An 18013-nucleotide genomic window follows, 5' to 3' on the forward strand; every position below is an offset into this window, starting at 1 on the left:
ATGTATGTTGCGTTGGTTGACTGCCGGAGAATCCCATGGCCCGGCACTGGTCGGAATTATCGAAGGCGTGCCCGCCGGTGTGGAACTCACCAGCGACGACATCAGCGAGGCCCTGGCCCGCCGGCGGCTCGGGTATGGCCGCGGCGCCCGCATGAAGTTCGAGCAGGACGTGGTCACGATCCTCGGCGGCGTCCGCCACGGCCTGACCCAGGGCGGCCCCGTCGCCATCCAGGTCGGCAACACCGAGTGGCCGAAGTGGGAACAGATCATGTCCTCCGATCCCGTCGCCCCGGAAATCCTGGCCGACCAGGCCCGGAATGCCCCGCTCACCCGGCCCAGGCCCGGCCACGCCGATTTCACCGGCATGCAGAAATACGGCTTCGACGAGGCCCGCCCGGTCCTGGAGCGCGCCAGCGCCCGCGAGACGGCAACCCGGGTTGCCCTGGGCACGGTCGCCGCAGCGTTCCTCAAACAGCTTGGAATCGAACTCGTCTCGCACACCGTGTCCATCGCAAGTGTCGCCGTGCCGGAAGGCCGGCCCTTGCCGGTACCGGACAACGTCCTGGCCCTCGACGCCGATCCGCTGCGCTGCTTTGACCGCGAAACCTCGGACGCGATGGTGGCTGAGGTCGATGTGGCCCACAAGGAAGGCGAAACGCTCGGCGGGGTCGTCGAGGTGCTCGCCTACGGCCTCCCGCCGGGACTCGGCAGCTACGTCCACTGGGACCGGCGGCTCGACTCGCGCCTGGCCGCGGCCCTCATGGGCATCCAGGCCATCAAGGGCGTTGAGGTTGGCGACGGCTTCCTCACGGCTGCCCGCCGCGGCTCGGCCGCCCACGACGAAATCGTCAAGGATTCGAACGGCAAGATCATCCGCACGTCCAACCGCGCGGGCGGGATCGAGGGCGGCATGAGCATTGGCGATGTCCTGCGGGTCCGGGCCGCCATGAAGCCGATCGCCACGGTGCCGCGCGCCCTCAGGACCGTTGACGTCAGCACCGGGGAGGCCGCCAAGGCACACCACCAGCGCTCTGACGTCTGTGCGGTCCCGGCCGCCGGAGTGGTGGCCGAAGCCATGGTGGCCCTGGTGCTGGCCGAAGCGGTCACGGAAAAATTCGGCGGTGACTCCGTGCAGGAGACCGCACGCAACATCAAGGGTTACCTGGACAATATTCCGGCGTCCCTGGACTCGATCGGCCAGTAGTGCCGGCCGGGAACAACGAAGAGCCCTCCGCGGCGGCGACGCCCGCAGCAAGGCCCGCGACGGCGACGCCCGCGGCGGAGCCCGCCGTCATGCCCGCGGCAGTAGACCTCGGCCCCATCGTCCTGATCGGCCCGATGGCCGTGGGTAAATCGGCGATCGGCCAGCAGCTCGCGCAGCATCTGGGCTGCACTTTCGTGGACACCGACGCCGTCGTGGTGGCACAGCACGGGACAATCGCCGAGATCTTCGCGAGCCGGGGCGAACATGCCTTCCGTGAGATGGAGGCCCGCGCCGTCGCGCAGGCCATCGAAGGGGATCAACGCGGCCACGCCGTCATCTCGCTCGGCGGCGGGGCCGTCCTCGACTCCGGTACACAGCAGCTCTTGGCCCGATGTACCGTGGTGTACCTCGAATGCGACGCCGACACCGTGGCGGAGCGCATCGCCAGGAACTCGGGCCGGCCGCTGCTGGCCGGCGACGCCATGGGCCGGTGGCGGAGCCTGTTCGCCACCCGGCAGCCGGTCTACGAACGGCTCGCGGACCTCGTTCTCGATGTCCGGAGCGGCAGCGTTCCGGAATTGGCCCACCGGCTGGAAGATGCGCTGGGGGAGTATGCCGCGGCGAAAACCGCTGCCGTGCCCGCGCCAGCGGCGACAAAGGAAGTTGAATAGTGAGTACCGAATCAACCGTCATCAAAGTCACCGGGCAGACGCCCGTTGAGAACTACGACGTCGTGGTGGGCCGCGGCCTCCTGGCAAGCCTGCCGGGCCTGCTGGGCGAACGCGTCAAGCGCGTCCTGGTCATCCATCCCCGCGCGCTCCGGCTCACCGGAGACACCGTCCGGGAAGAGCTGGCCGCTGCCGGTTTCACCGCCCTGACCGCGGAGATCCCCGACGCCGAAGAAGGCAAGCACATCGAGGTGGCGTCCTTCTGCTGGCAGGTCCTGGGGCAGAACGATTTCACCCGCTCCGACGCGATCGTCGCCGTCGGCGGCGGCGCGGTGACGGACCTCGCCGGCTTTGTTGCCGCGACGTGGCTGCGCGGGGTCAAAGTCGTGCACATGCCCACGAGCCTACTCGGCATGGTCGACGCCTCAGTGGGCGGCAAGACCGGCATCAACACGGCGGAGGGCAAGAACCTGGTGGGCGCGTTCCACCCGCCCGCGGGCGTCCTCGTGGACCTCGACACGCTGGAAACCCTGCCGAAGAACGAGATCATCTCCGGCATGGCCGAGGTCATCAAGTGCGGCTTCATCGCCGACCCGGCCATCCTCGAGCTGATCGAAAAAGACCCGTCCGCGGTCTCCGATCCCCGCTCCGACGTGCTCCGGGAACTGATCGAACGCGCCATCAGCGTCAAGGCCCGGGTGGTCTCCGAGGACCTGAAAGAGACCGGCCAGCGCGAGATCCTGAACTACGGCCACACCCTGGGGCACGCGATCGAACTCGCCGAGCGTTATTCCTGGCGGCACGGTGCGGCCGTCTCCGTGGGCATGATGTTCGCGGCCGAGCTTGCCCGCAGCGTCGGCCGGCTCAGTGATGCCGACGCCGACAGGCACCGCAGCATCCTTGAAAGCCTGGGGCTGCCCATCACCTACCGCCGTGATCGCTGGCAGGCCCTCCTGGACGGCATGCGCCGGGACAAGAAGTCCCGCGGTGACCTCCTGCGCTTCGTGGTGCTCGACGGCGTCGGCCGTCCCGGCATCCTCGATGTCCCCGACACGTCGCTGCTCTTTGCGGCCTACCAGGAGATTGCCTCCTGATGAACATGGTCAAGGGCGGCACGAGCGAGTGGCCGGACGCGGGATTTCCCGGGGTCCGGATCAACCCGCAGAGCCTCATGCCCCAGATCGTCAACGACGAGGTTGTGGCCGAGGCGTTGGCGGCCTCCACGGACCCCGGGGACCTGATCCTGGTCCGCCTCGTCGAAGGGCACGCGGCCGAAGCCGCCGAGCTCCTCGCCGAGGCCCGCTACAAGGATCCCGATTCGCTGCGGCTGCGCATCTTCGAGGCGGACGTGCTGCGCGTTTCGAACCGCTTCGACCGTGCTGTCGAGGTCTTTCGCCAGCTCCTCGCCGAAACCCAAGGCACCCTGGAGGAGGCGGCCGTCCGCCAGCACCTTGGCCGGTCCTACTTCGCCGGCGGCAACGTGGCTGCCGCCGTCGAGTCCTTCGCAAAGGCCCTGGACCTGCGCGTGGCCGGCGCCGCCGACGCGGCCCTCATCTACGCCTCCGCGGTGGCGCTGCAGCGGGCCCGGGAAGTGCTGGAGCAGCAGTCCTGAGCCCCCGTCAGCGAGCTCTCCGCGGAAACCGGTAGAATAGAACTTGGATTTTTGACAAACACGCGCTGGCGGGCCGATCGGCATGCCGGCCCGGCATATGGCGTCAGGTCGATAGCACCGGCCGAACGAATCAGATAGAAACGAAGAGGATACTGTGGCAACCACGAACGACATCAAGAACGGAACCGTCCTCAAGCTTGAGGGCCAGCTTTGGAACATCATCGAGTTCCAGCACGTCAAGCCCGGCAAGGGCGGCGCGTTCGTGCGCACCAAGATGCGCAACGTGATGTCCGGCAAGGTGGTCGACAAGACCTTCAACGCCGGACTGAAGATCGAGACCGCTACGGTGGACCGCCGCGACTACCAGTACCTGTACCAGGACGGCGCAGACTTCGTCTTCATGGACACCTCGGACTTTGACCAGCTCACCGTCCCGGCCGCCACCGTCGGCGACGCCACCAACTTCATGCTCGAAAACCAGATGGTCAACATCGCCATCCACGAGGGCAACCCGCTCTACATCGAGCTGCCCCCGAGTGTCGTTCTCGAGATCACCTACACGGAGCCGGGCCTGCAGGGCGACCGCTCCTCGGCCGGCACCAAGCCCGCCACCCTCGAAACCGGCTACGAGATCCAGGTGCCGCTCTTCGTGGAGAACAACACCAAGGTCAAGGTCGACACCCGCGACGGCAGCTACCTCGGCCGGGTCAACGACTAGTGAGTGCCCGCGGTAAGGCCCGGAACCGGGCCCTCGATGTCCTCTTTGAAGCCGAGCAGCGCTCGGCCTCGGCCTTCGACGTACTGAAGTCCCGCCGCGAGCAGACAGACCAGATCGTCAACCCGTACACCCTCGAAATCGTCGAGGGCGTGGTGTCGCACCAGGCCGCGATCGACGAATTCCTGGAGACGTATTCGCAGGGCTGGACCCTGGAGCGCATGCCCTCCGTGGACCGCATCATCCTGCGGATCGGCACGTGGGAACTGCTCTACAACGACGACGTCCCGGACGGGGTGGCCGTCAGTGAGGCCGTGGCCCTGGCCAAGACGCTCTCCACGGATGAGTCACCGGCGTTCATCAACGGACTGCTCGGCCGGCTGCAGCAGCTGAAGCCCTCGCTGCTGGCCTGAGCCCGGTCAGCAACCATGTTCCGCACAAGGACCGCCCCCGCCGCACGGCGGAGGCGGTCCTTTTGTGTGGAGTCCGGTTATGCCGGGCTGTGACGCACAACGCCCCGTCCCGGGACGGGTCACGGGTGGCGCTGTGGTAATTTGAAAGAGCAAATAATCCTTTTTTAATTCCGTCCCGTGAGGCGGGGAAAGGGGAGACGAGCCTTGACTTCTGTGCCCTCCGCACCGGATCCGGCGACGGTTGTGCTCACCCGGGTTGTCCTCAACCAGGCTGACATTGACCGTGCGCTTACTCGTATCGCCCATGAAATTCTTGAGGCCAACAAGGGCTCCCAGGACCTGGTCCTGCTGGGCATCCCGCGGCGGGGCTACCCCCTCGCCGTCCGCCTCGCCGCCAAGATCGCCGCCGCGGATCCCAGCGTGGACGCCGCCGCGATCGTCGGCCAGCTCGACGTCACGATGTTCCGCGATGACCTCTCGCACCAGCCCACCCGTCCGCCGTACCCCACCCAGCTGCCGCGCACCGGGATCGACAACAAAGTGGTGGTGCTGATCGACGACGTCCTGTACTCAGGCCGGACCATCCGCGCCGCCCTGGACGCCCTGATCGACCTCGGCCGGCCGCGGATCGTCCGGCTCGCTGTCCTGATTGACCGCGGCCACCGTGAACTGCCGATCCGCGCAGACCATGTGGGGAAGAACCTGCCCACCTCGTCGGCCGAAAAGGTCCGCGTCCGGCTCGAGGAAACGGATTCCGCCGGCGGCGGGGAAACAGGCGGCGTCCCCGTCAATGAAGTGGTCATCGAGGCCACCGCATGAGGCACCTGCTCTCCACCGAAGACCTGAGCCTGCCCAACGCCATCCGCATTCTCGACACCGCCGAGGAAATGGCGGCCGTGGGGGAGCGGGAGGTCAAGAAGCTCCCGGCCCTGCGCGGCCGGACCGTGGTCAACCTCTTCTTCGAGGACTCCACCCGCACCCGGATCTCCTTCGAAGCCGCGGCCAAACGGCTCTCCGCCGACGTCATCAACTTCGCCGCCAAGGGCTCCTCCGTCTCCAAGGGCGAGTCGCTCAAGGACACCGCCCAGACGCTCGCCGCCATGGGCGCCGACGCCGTCGTCATCCGGCACTGGGCCTCCGGCGCCCCGCACCGGCTGGCTGCGACCGACTGGATCGACGCCGCCGTCATCAACGCCGGTGACGGCACCCACGAACACCCCACTCAGGCCCTGCTGGACGCTTTCACCATGCGACGGCACTGGTCCAAACTTGCCGGGACGCCGTCCACGGGGGCCGACCTCAAAGGCATGCGCGTCGCCATCGCCGGGGACGTCCTGCACTCGCGGGTGGCCCGTTCCAACGTCTGGCTGCTGCGCACCCTCGGCGCCGAGGTCACGCTCGTCGCGCCGCCCACCCTGCTGCCCATCGGCGTCGAAACATGGCCCTGCGCCGTCAGCTACGACCTCGACGAGACCCTCGCGAAGGGCGTGGACGCCATGATGATGCTCCGGGTCCAGGGCGAACGGATGAACGCATCCTTTTTCCCCACCACCCGCGAGTACTCACGCCGCTGGGGCTTCGACGACAACCGGCTCCGCGCCCTGGACAGCCTGGGGCTCAAGGACACCATCATCATGCACCCGGGTCCCATGAACCGCGGCCTGGAAATCTCCGCCGCCGCGGCGGACTCACCCCGCTCCACCGTGCTGGCGCAGGTCCGCAACGGTGTCTCCATCCGCATGGCGGCGCTGTACCTGCTGCTGTCCGGGGAGACGCGCGAACCGGCGGCTCCCCCTGCGGCCGTGTTCTCAGCCGCCACCTCCCACGCCGCCCGTCCGAACGCACCCTATTCCCACCAGGAGAGCCACTGATGGCCGAACAGCAGCACCATGCAAGCAACAGCGGCGCCTACCTCATCCGCGGCGCCGCGATCCTGGGCGGAGCAGCCGAGGACCTCCTGATCCGTGACGGCATCATCGCCGCCCGCGGCCCGCAACTGGACGCCGACTCCGCCGCTGCGGCCGGCGCCACGGTGATTGACGCCGCCGGCCTCGTCGCACTCCCCGGCATGGTGGACATCCACACCCACCTGCGCGAACCCGGCCGCGAAGACGCCGAAACCGTGGAAACCGGCACCCGCGCCGCCGCCCTGGGCGGCTACACGGCCGTGCACGCGATGGCCAACAGCACCCCGGTGGCGGACACCGCCGGCGTCGTCGAACAGGTGCTCACCCTGGGCCGCACCGCCGGCTGGGTGGACGTCCGCCCGGTCGGCGCGGTCACCGTCGGCCTGGCGGGGGAGCAGCTCGCCGAACTCGGTGCCATGGCCGACTCCCGTGCACACGTGCGGGTGTTCTCCGACGACGGCATCTGCGTGCACGACCCGGTGCTGATGCGCCGCGCCCTGGAGTACGTCAAGGCGTTCGACGGCGTCGTGGCCCAGCACGCGCAGGAGCCCCGCCTCACCGCCGGCGCCCAGATGAACGAGGGCGAGGTCTCCGCCGTCCTCGGCCTGGCCGGCTGGCCCGCCGTGGCCGAGGAAAGCATCATCGCCCGCGACGTGCTGCTGGCCCAGCACGTCGGGTCCCGCCTGCACGTCTGCCACGTCTCCACGGCCGGTTCCGTGGAAATCATCCGCTGGGCCAAGTCCCGCGGCGTCAACGTGACGGCCGAGGTCACCCCGCACCACCTGTGGCTCACCGACGAGCTCGCCCGCAGCTACGACCCCGTCTACAAGGTCAACCCGCCGCTGCGCACCGACGCCGACGTCCAGGCGCTCCGCGCCGCGCTGGCCGACGGCACGATCGACGTCGTCGGCACCGACCACGCCCCGCACCCGAGCGAGCACAAGGAATGCGAATGGGCCCAGGCGGCCATGGGCATGACCGGCCTGGAAACGGCGCTGTCCGTGGTCCAGCACACCATGATCGAAACCGGCCTGATGGGCTGGGCCGACTTCGCCCGCGTCACGTCCACCGCCCCGGCCGCCATCGGCCGGCTCCAGGACCAGGGCCGGCCGCTCGAAACCGGCGAACCCGCCAACGTCATACTCGTGGACCCGGCTGCGCGCTGGACCGTGGACCCTTCTAAGATGGCAACCATGGGCCGTAACTCTCCGTTTGCCGGCCGGGAGCTTCCCGGCAGGGTGGTGGCGACGTTCTTCAAGGGCCACCCGACGGTTCTCGACGGCAAACTCAACACCCCGTACCGGTGGCCGGCCGACGCCGCGGACGCCGCACCGGCGGGCCGGCCCTGATGGACAGGCTGCTCGTCCTCGGCATTGCCACGGCAGTGCTCCTCGTTGTGGCGTTTGTGCTCCTGGCGCTCGGCTGGCGCAACCGCCTGCGCCGCCAGTCCGACGTCGACCCGCTTCCCGAGGTCCCCGCCGACCTCGGTGCCCCCCTGGCCGCCGCCGACGGCCAGTACGTCGCCTCCACCACCGCCGGTGACTGGCTGGACCGGATCGCCGTGCAGAATCTGGGCCTTCGCACCAACGCCGAGCTCAGCGTGCACCCCGAAGGGGCGCTGTTCGAGCGCGCCGGTGCGGGCCCGGTGTTCATCCCGGCGGGACGCCTCACCGGTGTGCGGCTGGAGAGCGGCATGGCCGGAAAATTCGTGGAAAAGGACGGCCTGCTGGTGCTCAGCTGGATGCTCGGCTCCCGCGAACTGGACACCGGCTTCCGGACCCGGCACGCCGGCGACAAGGCCCTGCTCCTCACCACCCTCCAAGATTTGATCTCCGCAGCCCCTCAGGCAGAAGCCGATAGTGGAAAGTAACGACGTGACGGAATCCCACGCAGTGTCAGAAACAGCAGTGTCAGAAGAAACAGGGATTGAAAATACAGTGACAGCATCCACCCCCGCAGTCCTCGTGCTCGAAGACGGCCGGATATTCCGCGGAACCAGCTATGGCGCCACCGGAACCGCCCTCGGCGAGGCAGTCTTCGCGACCGGCATGACCGGCTACCAGGAGACCATCACCGACCCCTCGTACGCCCGCCAGCTCGTGGTCCAGACCGCGCCGCACATCGGCAACACCGGCGTCAACACCGACGACGCCGAGTCCCGCCGCATCTGGGTGGCCGGCTACATCGTCCGCGACGCCGCCCGCCGGCCCTCGAACTGGCGCTCCGAGCGTTCCCTGGACGACGAACTCGTCGAGCAGGGGATCGTCGGGATCCAGGGAGTGGACACCCGCGCCATCACCCGGCACCTGCGCGAACACAAGACCATGCGCGCCGGAATTTTCTCCGGCGACGCCGCCCGTGCCACGGACAAGGAACTGACCGACGCCGTCCTGGCCAGCGCGCCGATGGAAGGCTCCCGGCTCGCCGAGGAAGTCAGCGTGGACGCCGCCTACACGGTCGAGCCCAAGGACTTCGGCTGGGAAGGCGAGCCGCGGTTCAGCATTGCCGCGATCGATCTGGGCATCAAGCGGATGACCCCCGTCCGGTTCGCCGAGCGCGGCGTCCGGGTGCACGTGCTGCCCGCCACGGCGACCCTCGCCGATGTCCAGGCCGTCAACCCCGACGGCTTCTTCATGTCCAACGGCCCGGGCGACCCCGCCACCGCGGACAACCAGGTGGCGCTGCTGCGCTCCGTACTTGATGAGAAGATCCCGTACTTCGGCATCTGCTTCGGCAACCAGATCCTGGGCCGCGCCCTGGGCTTCGGCACCTACAAGCTGCGCTACGGCCACCGCGGCCTCAACCAGCCGGTCATGGACCGCCGCACTGGCAAGGTCGAAATCACCTCGCAGAACCACGGCTTCGCCGTCGACGCCCCGCTCAACGGCGCCACCCGGGCGCCCGAGGAACGCTACGGCCGCGTCGAGGTCAGCCATGTGAGCCTCAACGACGACGTCGTCGAAGGGCTCGCCTGCCTCGACATCCCGGCGTTCTCTGTGCAGTACCACCCCGAAGCGGCTGCCGGGCCGCATGACGCCGCCTACCTCTTCGACCGCTTCATCGAGCTGATGGCGGATACCAAGACAAACGCAGGAGGCGCGACCGGCGCGGATGCCGACACAAAGACTGCCACCGATTCCAAGACTGAGGACAAGAAGTAATGCCCAAGAGAACCGACCTCAAGAGCGTCATGGTCATCGGGTCCGGCCCGATCGTGATTGGCCAGGCGGCCGAATTCGACTACTCCGGCACCCAGGCGCTGCGCGTCCTCAAGGAGGAGGGCCTGCGGGTCATCCTCGTCAACTCCAACCCGGCCACCATCATGACGGACCCCGAGTTCGCCGACGCCACGTACGTGGAGCCGATCACCCCCGAAGTCGTGGAGAAAATCATCGCGAAGGAACGCCCCGACGCGCTCCTGCCCACCCTGGGCGGCCAGACGGCCCTCAACACGGCCATCGCGCTGGACAAGAACGGCGTCCTGGAGAAGTACAACGTCGAGCTGATCGGCGCCAACATCGCCGCGATCGAGCTGGGCGAGGACCGTGAGAAGTTCAAGGGCGTGGTGGAGCGCTGCGGCGCCGAATCGGCGCGCAGCCACATCATCCACACCATGGACGAGGCCATCGCCGCGGCCGAGGACCTCGGCTACCCGATGGTCGTCCGGCCCTCCTTCACCATGGGCGGCCTCGGCTCCGGCCTGGCCTACGACGAAGGGGACCTTCGCCGGATCGTCGGCCAGGGCCTGCAGTACAGCCCCACATCCGAGGTGCTGCTCGAAGAGAGCATCCTCGGCTGGAAGGAATACGAGCTCGAGATGATGCGAGACAAGAACGACAACGTCGTGGTGGTCTGCTCGATCGAGAACTTCGACCCCGTCGGCGTCCACACTGGCGACTCCATCACGGTCGCCCCCGCCCTGACCCTCACAGACCGCGAATACCAGCGGCTGCGTGACATCTCCATCGCCGTCATCCGTGAGGTCGGCGTCGACACCGGCGGCTGCAACATCCAGTTCGCCGTCGAACCCGACACCGGCCGCGTCGTCGTGATCGAAATGAACCCGCGCGTCTCCCGGTCCTCGGCGCTGGCCTCCAAGGCCACCGGCTTCGCAATCGCCAAGATCGCCACCAAGCTCTCCCTCGGCTACACCCTGGACGAGATCCCCAACGACATCACGCAGAAGACCCCGGCGTCCTTCGAGCCGACCCTGGACTACGTCGTGGTCAAGGTCCCACGGTTCGCGTTCGAGAAGTTCCCGGCGGCAGACCCCACCCTGACCACCACCATGAAGTCGGTGGGCGAGGCCATGGCCATGGGCCGGAACTTCACCGAGGCCCTGCAGAAGGCCCTGCGCTCCCTGGAGCAGAAGGGCTCCCAGCTGGACTTCAGCCACGTCCCGGAATGGGAAGTCGCCGAGCTGATCGAGAAGGCCAAGCGCCCCACCACCGAGCGACTGCACCAGGTCCAGCGCGCCCTGCTCGGCGGCGCCACCGTGGAGCAGCTGTTCGAGGCCACCAAGATCGACCCCTGGTACCTGGACCAGCTCCAGCTGCTCAACGAGATCTCCCAAGAGATCCGCACGTCCAGCGCCCTGACCCACGAGATGCTCCAGCGCGCCAAGCGCCACGGCTTCTCCGACGAACAGATCGGCGCCCTGACGCACAACTCCGAGGCCGTCGTCCGCGGCGTCCGGCAGGCCCTGGGCATCCGCCCCGTCTACAAGACCGTGGACACCTGCGCCGCCGAGTTCGCCGCGTACACCCCGTACCACTACTCCTCCTATGACCAGGAGGACGAGGTCGCGCTGCACGCGAAACCCTCCATCATCATCCTCGGCTCCGGGCCGAACCGGATCGGCCAGGGCATCGAGTTCGACTACTCCTGCGTTCACGCCTCCATGGCGCTGCGCAAGGCCGGCTACGAGACCGTCATGGTCAACTGCAACCCCGAGACCGTCTCCACCGACTACGACGTCTCCACCCGCCTGTACTTCGAACCGCTCACCCTCGAGGACGTCCTCGAGGTCATCGCGGCCGAGGAGCGCACCGGCGGCGTCATGGGCGTGTTCGTCCAGCTCGGCGGCCAGACCCCGCTCAAGCTGGCCCAGCAGCTCGCCGACGCCGGCGTGCCGATCCTGGGCACGTCCCCGGAAGCGATCGACCTCGCCGAACACCGCGGCGCCTTCTCCCAGGTGCTCGACAAGGCCGGGCTCATCTCGCCGAAGAACGGCACCGCCGTGTCTTTCGAGGACGCCAAGAAGATCGCTGACGAGATCGGCTACCCCGTCCTGGTGCGCCCGTCCTACGTCCTGGGCGGCCGCGGCATGGAAATCGTCTACGACGAGTCCAACCTCTCCCGCTACATCGCGAACGCCACGGAAATCACCCCGGAGCACCCGGTCCTGATCGACCGCTTCCTGGAGGACGCCGTCGAGATCGACGTCGACGCCCTGTACGACGGCACGGAGATGTACCTCGGCGGCATCATGGAACACATCGAGGAAGCCGGCATCCACTCCGGCGACTCCGCCTGTGTGCTGCCGCCTATCACGCTCGGGAACAACGTCCTGGAACGGGTCCGCACCGCCACCCTCGCCATCGCCGAAGGCGTGGGGGTCCGCGGCTTGATCAACATCCAGTTCGCCCTCGCCTCCGACGTCCTCTACGTCCTGGAAGCCAACCCGCGCGCCTCCCGCACCGTGCCGTTCGTCTCCAAGGCCACCGGTGTCCAGATGGCGAAGGCCGCGGCCCTGATCGGCACCGGCGTCACCATCAACCAGCTCCGCAGCGCCTACAAGATGCTGCCGGAGACCGGCGACGGCTCCACGCTGCCGCTGGACGCGCCCGTCTCGGTCAAGGAAGCCGTGCTGCCCTTCAGCCGCTTCCGGACCCCCGAGGGCAAGGTCGTGGACTCCCTGCTCGGGCCGGAAATGCGCTCCACCGGCGAGGTCATGGGCATCGACAAGCACTTCGACACCGCCTTCGCCAAGAGCCAGGCCGCCGCGAACAACGCCCTGCCCACGGAAGGCAAGATCTTCGTCTCCGTGGCGAACCGGGACAAGCGCTCGGTCATCATGGGCGTCAAGCGGCTCTCCGACCTCGGCTTCGAGATCGTCTCCACCGGCGGCACGGCCGATGTCCTGCGCCGCAACGGCATCCAGGCCACCCCCGTGCGGAAGGTCGCCGAGGGCTCCAGCGCCGAGGGCGAAGGCACCATCGCCGACCTCATCGTCGCCGGCCAGATCGACATGGTCTTCAACACGCCCTCCGGCGGGGAGGCCCGCAGTGACGGCTATGAACTGCGGGCGGCGGCAACGTCCATCGGCATTCCCTGCATCACCACCGTGGCCGAATTCAACGCCGCGGTGCAGGCCATCGAGGCGTTGCGCACCTACGAATGGTCCGTCACGAGCCTGCAGGAGCACGCCGCGTACCTGAAGGCCCTGCAGGATGCCTGAGGCACGTACCGCGGAACCGGCCGGCCGGGAGTCCTTCGGCTCCCGGCTGGGCCGGGCCATGGCGGACCGCGGTCCGCTGTGCGTCGGGATCGATCCGCACCCGGCCCTGCTGCAGCGCTGGGGCCTGACGGACGACGCCGCCGGGCTGGAACGCTTCTCGCTGACTGTCCTGGAGGCCGTGGCCTCCCTCGCTGCCGCGGTCAAGCCGCAGGTGGCCCTGTACGAGCGGCACGGCTCCGCCGGGATCGCCGTGCTCGAACGCACCCTGGCGGCCGCCGCTGACGCGTCCGTGCTGACCATCGCGGACGCCAAACGCGGCGACATCGGCTCCACGATGGCCGCCTACGCCGACGCCTGGCTGCGGGACGGCTCCGCGCTGGCCGCGGACTCGGTCACGCTGAGCCCGTACCTGGGCTTTGAGTCGCTCCGGCCCGCCCTGGACCTGGCGGCCGAGAGTGGACGCGGCGTGTTCGTGCTCGCACTCACCTCGAACCCGGAAGGCGCTTCCGTCCAGCACGTCGGCGGGGCGGACTCGGTCGCGCGGCGGATCACCGAGGCGGCCGCCGCGGAGAACCGGCGCTACGGCGGTCCGCTCGGTTCCGTGGGCTTGGTGGTGGGCGCCACCGTGGGGTCCGCCCTCACCGCATTGGATCTTGATCTCGCGGCGGTCCGCGGGCCCATCCTGGCCCCCGGCCTGGGCGCCCAAGGGGCCACGGCCGCGGACCTGCGGCGCACGTTCGGTGCGGCGTATCCCCAGGTCCTGGCCACCTCGAGCCGGGACATCCTCGGCGCCGGGCCCAAGGCGGCCGCCCTGCGGGATGCCGCACGGCGCACGCTCGACGAACTCCTCTCAGCCTGACGGAAACGCCCGGGCCGTCCCGGACCGGCTGCCGCCGGTCCGTCCCGGACCGGCTGCCGCCGGTCCGGGACACGAGCCTTCCGGGTTCGCCCGGGAGCGTTCCGGCGCCCGGAGCGGGCTCCCGGTTGCGGCGCCGGCCGCAGTTTTCCATTGATTTCTGCCGCCGCGAGACGGTAGGTTCAGGGCAAGGGCATGAGTGCCCCGTCCGTCCATGCAGGGAGGACTTCCGTGAGTTTGAGACCCCTCACTCCGCAGGAGCGTTCCGACGCCCTCCGCAAGGCCGCTGCCGCAAGGGCCACTAGGGCCGAGGCCAAGGAGCGCCTCAAGACGGGAGAACTGACCATCGCCAAAGTCATCAGTGCCGCCGAAACCGACGACGCCATTGCCCGCATGAGAATCGTGGAACTGCTCGAAGCCCTGCCCGGGATCGGCAGGGTCCGGGCGGCGGCCATCATGGACCAACTCGGCATTGCACAATCGCGGCGGGTCCGGGGCCTGGGAATCCATCAGCGCCGGGCGCTGGTAGATTTTATTGACGACAAATAGTTCGCTCCGCCGAGCTGCCCCACCGCCCAAAGGAATATGTGAGCAAGAAACCGGGACTGACAGTCCTCGCCGGCCCGACGGCTGTTGGCAAAGGCACCGTCTCCACCTACATCCGGGACAACTACCCCGGCGTCTGGCTGTCCGTATCGGCCACCACGCGCCCGCCGCGGCCGGGGGAGCAGGACGGTATCCACTACTTCTTCAAGTCGGCCGAAGAATTCGATTCCCTGGTCAAAAACGGCGACCTGCTCGAATGGGCCGTGGTCCACGGCCGGAACCGCTACGGCACGCTGCGCAGCACGGTGGACGCCGCCATCGCCGAGGGCCGTTCGGTCCTGCTGGAGATTGACCTGCAGGGCGCCCGGCAGGTCAAGGAGGCCGTCCCGGACGCCCAGTTTGTGTTCCTGGCGCCCCCGAGCTGGGACGAAATGGTCCGCCGGCTGGTCGGCCGCGGCACGGAAAGTGCCGAAGAACAGCAGCAGAGGCTGGAAACCGCTAAACTAGAACTTGCCGCTGAACCGGAGTTCGACCACACCGTCATCAATGATGACGTTCGTCGGGCAGCGGACGAGCTTGTTTCACTCATGGGGCTGACCCCGAACCAGCGCTAGGCGCCGGGACGTACCGGCCCGTTAGAATTTGGAGAATTCGTGTCCACGAACCTTGAAGGCATCATCAACCCGCCGATCGACGAGCTGCTGAAGGCCGCCGACTCGAAGTACGGACTGGTGATTTTCGGTGCCAAGCGCGCACGCCAGATCAACGCGTACTACGCCCAGCTTCACGAGGGCCTGTTCGAGTACGTCGGCCCGCTGGTCGACACCAAGCTGAACGAGAAGTCCCTCTCGATCGCCCTGCGCGAAATCAACGAAGGCAAGCTCGTTTCCACGCCGATCGAAGCCGCAGAGTAGTTCCCTTCGCGGGAAGTGCAAAGTAAACAGACTGCCTGCTGACGGAGATCACGTGCGCATAGTCCTCGGAGTCGGGGGAGGGATTGCCGCCTACAAGGTGGCGTCGCTCCTCCGGCTTTTTACTGAAACCGGCCATGACGTCACGGTCATCCCCACCGAGGCGGCCACCCGGTTCGTCGGCGTTGCCACGTGGGAGGCCCTTTCCGGCCACCCGGTCAGCAACAGCGTGTTCGACGCCGTCCACACCGTCAACCATGTCCGCCTCGGGCACGAGGCCGAACTGATCGTCGTGGCTCCGGCCACCGCCGATCTCCTGGCCCGCGCGGCCGCCGGCCAGGCCGATGACCTCCTCACCAACACCCTGCTCATGGCCGGCGACTGTCCCGTGCTCATGGCCCCGGCGATGCACACGGAAATGTGGCAGCACCCGGCCACCCAGGCCAACGTCGAGACCCTGCGCAGCCGGGGCGTCACCGTCCTCGAACCCGCCAGCGGACGGCTGACAGGCGCCGACTCCGGTCCCGGCCGGTTGCCCGACCCCGAAGCGATCTTCACTGCCGCCGTGGCCCTCGCCGGGGCATCCGCCGCCCAGCCAGCCCCGCCCGCGGGCCTGGAGACGGCCCAGACGGACCCGGACCAGACGGACACGGACCGTGCGGACCCTGACCTTGCGGACGCAGACCAGACGGACGCCGGACCCGCCGCCGCCCGGCCCCTGGCCGGGCTCACCGTCACCATCAGTGCCGGCGGGACCCGCGAACCGCTGGACCCTGTGCGGTTCCTCGGCAACCGTTCCTCCGGCAAGCAGGGCGTGGCCCTCGCCGCCGCCGCCCGCAACGCCGGCGCCCGCGTCCGGCTGCTTGCCGCCCACATGGAGGTCCCGGCGCCCGACGGCGTCGAACTCATCCGCGTCGAAACGGCCCTGGAACTGCGGAAGGCCGCGCTGCACGCGGCCGCCGACTCCGACGTCGTCATCATGGCCGCCGCCGTCGCGGACTTCCGCCCCGCGGACGTCTCCGGCACCAAGATCAAGAAGCGCGACGACGTCGCCGACCCCGTGATCAACCTCGTGCGCAACCCCGATATCCTGCGTGAGCTCGTCGAGGTCCGCGAAGCCGCGTCCCGGAATCAGCTGATCGTCGGCTTCGCGGCCGAGACCGGCGATGCCGGCGGCGACGTCCTGGACTATGCCCGGGACAAGCTCCGCAGGAAAGCCTGTGACCTGCTGGTGGTCAACCAGGTGGGCCGGGACAAGGTCTTTGGCGAAGACACCAATTCCGTAGTCATCCTTTCCCGCACCGGCTCCGAACCCCAAGAGGCGTCGGGTTCCAAATCCGACGTCGCGGCTGCGGTGATCGACCGGATCAGCGCCGAGCTGAGCCGGGTTGTCCCGCCCGCATAGGCTCGGCGTAACCAACGTCTCCTTAGCATGGGGACACACGCCGCCGGACGTCCGTTTTCCAACCAGTAAGGTAGTTGAGTGACTTTACCGCTGCACATCCCCGACTTCCACGGGTCCACGCCCGCCGCGCTCCGGCTCTTCACGTCCGAGTCGGTGACTGAAGGCCACCCCGACAAGATCTGCGACCAGATCAGCGACTCGATCCTCGACGCTCTGCTCGCCAAGGACCCGGAGTCCCGGGTGGCCGTGGAGACGCTGGCCACCACCGGCCTGGTGCACGTGGCCGGCGAGGTCACCACCGACGCCTACGTCGAGATCCCGCAGATTGTCCGGGAGACCATCCTGGGCATCGGGTACGATTCGTCGGCCAACGGCTTTGACGGCGCCCGGTGCGGCGTTTCGGTGTCCATCGGCCAGCAGTCCAACGACATCGCCGGCGGCGTCTTCAACTCGCTCGAGGCCCGCGAAGGCCGCCAGGAAGACGACTACGACCTCCAGGGCGCGGGCGACCAGGGCCTCATGTTCGGCTACGCCAGCGACGAGACCCCGTCCTACATGCCCGTGCCGATCTGGCTCGCGCACCGGCTCTCCGAGCGCCTGACCGAGGTCCGCAAGAACGGCGAACTCGCCTACCTGCGCCCGGACGGCAAGACCCAGGTCACGGTGGGCTACGACGGCGACCGCCCGGTCTCGGTCGAGACCGTGGTCATCTCCAGCCAGCACGCCGACGGCGCCAGCCTCGATCAGCTCCGGGCCGACCTCGCCACACACGTGGTGGATCCGGTCATGGCGCTGTCCAACCTGGACACCTCACGGACCCGCAACATCCTGAACCCCGCCGGCGCGTTCGTCATTGGCGGCCCGGTGGGCGACGCCGGCCTCACCGGCCGCAAGATCATCGTCGACACCTACGGCGGTATGGCCCGCCACGGCGGCGGCGCGTTCTCCGGCAAGGACCCGTCCAAGGTGGACCGCTCGGCTGCCTACGCCATGCGCTGGGTCGCCAAGAATGTGGTGGCGGCCGGCCTCGCCAAGCGCGCCGAAATCCAGATCGCCTACGCGATCGGACAGGCCCGCCCGGTGGGAACCTATGTTGAAACGTTCGGCACCGAAACCGTCGACCCGGCGCGGATCAGCGCGGCGATCGCCGAGATCTTCGACCTCCGCCCGCGGGCCATCATCGACGCTCTCGATCTCAAGCGGCCGATCTACGCGAAGACCGCGGCCCACGGGCACTTCGGCCGCGAGGACCCGGACTTCACCTGGGAACGCCTGGACCGGGTGGACGAGCTGAAGGCGTTCTTCAACGCCTAAAG

General features: G+C 68.4%; 18 protein-coding genes. All 18 read left to right on the forward strand.

Features of this window, described 5'->3' with window-relative positions:
• Window positions 1-4 precede the first annotated feature (4 nt).
• The 18 genes from aroC to metK all read left to right on the forward strand — a co-directional run bounded on the left by aroC (window position 5) and on the right by metK (window position 18011).
• Window positions 5-1204 carry a chorismate synthase gene (gene aroC, locus AB4Y72_RS00465; protein ID WP_441424213.1) on the forward strand — a complete coding sequence of 400 codons (1200 nt, stop codon included), beginning with the start codon at window positions 5-7 and terminating at the stop codon, window positions 1202-1204.
• An 89-nt stretch (window positions 1205-1293) separates the two neighbouring features.
• Window positions 1294-1875, forward strand: a complete 582-nt coding sequence (locus AB4Y72_RS00470) for a shikimate kinase (protein ID WP_441424214.1) — start codon at window positions 1294-1296, stop codon at window positions 1873-1875.
• Entirely contained in the window at window positions 1875-2966 is a 1092-nt protein-coding gene (aroB, locus tag AB4Y72_RS00475; RefSeq protein ID WP_441424215.1) for a 3-dehydroquinate synthase, read from the forward strand. Before AB4Y72_RS00470 ends, aroB begins: the two co-directional genes overlap by 1 nt.
• A complete protein-coding gene (locus AB4Y72_RS00480) occupies window positions 2966-3484 on the forward strand; it encodes a tetratricopeptide repeat protein (RefSeq protein ID WP_441424216.1) in 519 nt (172 codons plus the stop codon). The genes aroB and AB4Y72_RS00480 overlap by 1 nt, the downstream gene beginning before the upstream one ends.
• A gap of 154 nt (window positions 3485-3638) precedes the next feature.
• Window positions 3639-4202 (forward strand): elongation factor P, encoded by a 564-nt coding sequence (gene efp, locus AB4Y72_RS00485; protein ID WP_056739180.1) that lies wholly within the window; start codon window positions 3639-3641, stop codon window positions 4200-4202.
• The gene (gene nusB / locus AB4Y72_RS00490; RefSeq protein WP_441424217.1) at window positions 4202-4612 is read left to right on the forward strand and encodes a transcription antitermination factor NusB; all 411 of its coding nucleotides are present in this window, start codon (window positions 4202-4204) and stop codon (window positions 4610-4612) included. Before efp ends, nusB begins: the two co-directional genes overlap by 1 nt.
• A 204-nt stretch (window positions 4613-4816) precedes the next feature.
• Complete coding sequence (gene pyrR / locus AB4Y72_RS00495) at window positions 4817-5431, forward strand: bifunctional pyr operon transcriptional regulator/uracil phosphoribosyltransferase PyrR (RefSeq protein WP_441424218.1); 615 nt, start codon at window positions 4817-4819, stop codon at window positions 5429-5431.
• Window positions 5428-6483 (forward strand): aspartate carbamoyltransferase catalytic subunit, encoded by a 1056-nt coding sequence (locus tag AB4Y72_RS00500; protein ID WP_441424219.1) that lies wholly within the window; start codon window positions 5428-5430, stop codon window positions 6481-6483. The genes pyrR and AB4Y72_RS00500 overlap by 4 nt, the downstream gene beginning before the upstream one ends.
• Entirely contained in the window at window positions 6483-7868 is a 1386-nt protein-coding gene (locus tag AB4Y72_RS00505) for a dihydroorotase (RefSeq protein WP_441424220.1), read from the forward strand. The genes AB4Y72_RS00500 and AB4Y72_RS00505 overlap by 1 nt, the downstream gene beginning before the upstream one ends.
• Window positions 7868-8389 (forward strand): PH-like domain-containing protein, encoded by a 522-nt coding sequence (locus AB4Y72_RS00510; protein WP_441424221.1) that lies wholly within the window; start codon window positions 7868-7870, stop codon window positions 8387-8389. Before AB4Y72_RS00505 ends, AB4Y72_RS00510 begins: the two co-directional genes overlap by 1 nt.
• Before the next feature lie 37 nt (window positions 8390-8426).
• Window positions 8427-9680: a glutamine-hydrolyzing carbamoyl-phosphate synthase small subunit gene (gene carA, locus AB4Y72_RS00515; protein WP_441424222.1), complete on the forward strand. Its 1254-nt coding sequence runs from the start codon at window positions 8427-8429 to the stop codon at window positions 9678-9680.
• Window positions 9680-12979 (forward strand): carbamoyl-phosphate synthase large subunit, encoded by a 3300-nt coding sequence (gene carB, locus AB4Y72_RS00520; RefSeq protein ID WP_441424223.1) that lies wholly within the window; start codon window positions 9680-9682, stop codon window positions 12977-12979. The genes carA and carB overlap by 1 nt, the downstream gene beginning before the upstream one ends.
• Window positions 12972-13838, forward strand: coding sequence for an orotidine-5'-phosphate decarboxylase (gene pyrF, locus AB4Y72_RS00525; protein ID WP_441424224.1), 867 nt, complete (start codon window positions 12972-12974; stop codon window positions 13836-13838). Before carB ends, pyrF begins: the two co-directional genes overlap by 8 nt.
• Before the next feature lie 228 nt (window positions 13839-14066).
• Window positions 14067-14384 carry an integration host factor, actinobacterial type gene (mihF, locus tag AB4Y72_RS00530; protein ID WP_175558520.1) on the forward strand — a complete coding sequence of 106 codons (318 nt, stop codon included), beginning with the start codon at window positions 14067-14069 and terminating at the stop codon, window positions 14382-14384.
• 38 nt (window positions 14385-14422) lie between these two features.
• Window positions 14423-14995, forward strand: a complete 573-nt coding sequence (gene gmk / locus AB4Y72_RS00535) for a guanylate kinase (protein ID WP_441424225.1) — start codon at window positions 14423-14425, stop codon at window positions 14993-14995.
• 39 nt (window positions 14996-15034) lie between these two features.
• Window positions 15035-15295 (forward strand): DNA-directed RNA polymerase subunit omega, encoded by a 261-nt coding sequence (rpoZ, locus tag AB4Y72_RS00540; protein ID WP_090581074.1) that lies wholly within the window; start codon window positions 15035-15037, stop codon window positions 15293-15295.
• A gap of 52 nt (window positions 15296-15347) precedes the next feature.
• Complete coding sequence (locus AB4Y72_RS00545) at window positions 15348-16697, forward strand: bifunctional phosphopantothenoylcysteine decarboxylase/phosphopantothenate synthase (RefSeq protein WP_441424226.1); 1350 nt, start codon at window positions 15348-15350, stop codon at window positions 16695-16697.
• Between the two features lie 78 nt (window positions 16698-16775).
• Window positions 16776-18011, forward strand: coding sequence for a methionine adenosyltransferase (gene metK, locus AB4Y72_RS00550; RefSeq protein ID WP_441424227.1), 1236 nt, complete (start codon window positions 16776-16778; stop codon window positions 18009-18011).
• Window positions 18012-18013 lie beyond the last annotated feature (2 nt).

This window comes from Arthrobacter sp. YAF34 (assembly GCF_052113245.1).
Taxonomy (GTDB): domain Bacteria; phylum Actinomycetota; class Actinomycetes; order Actinomycetales; family Micrococcaceae; genus Arthrobacter.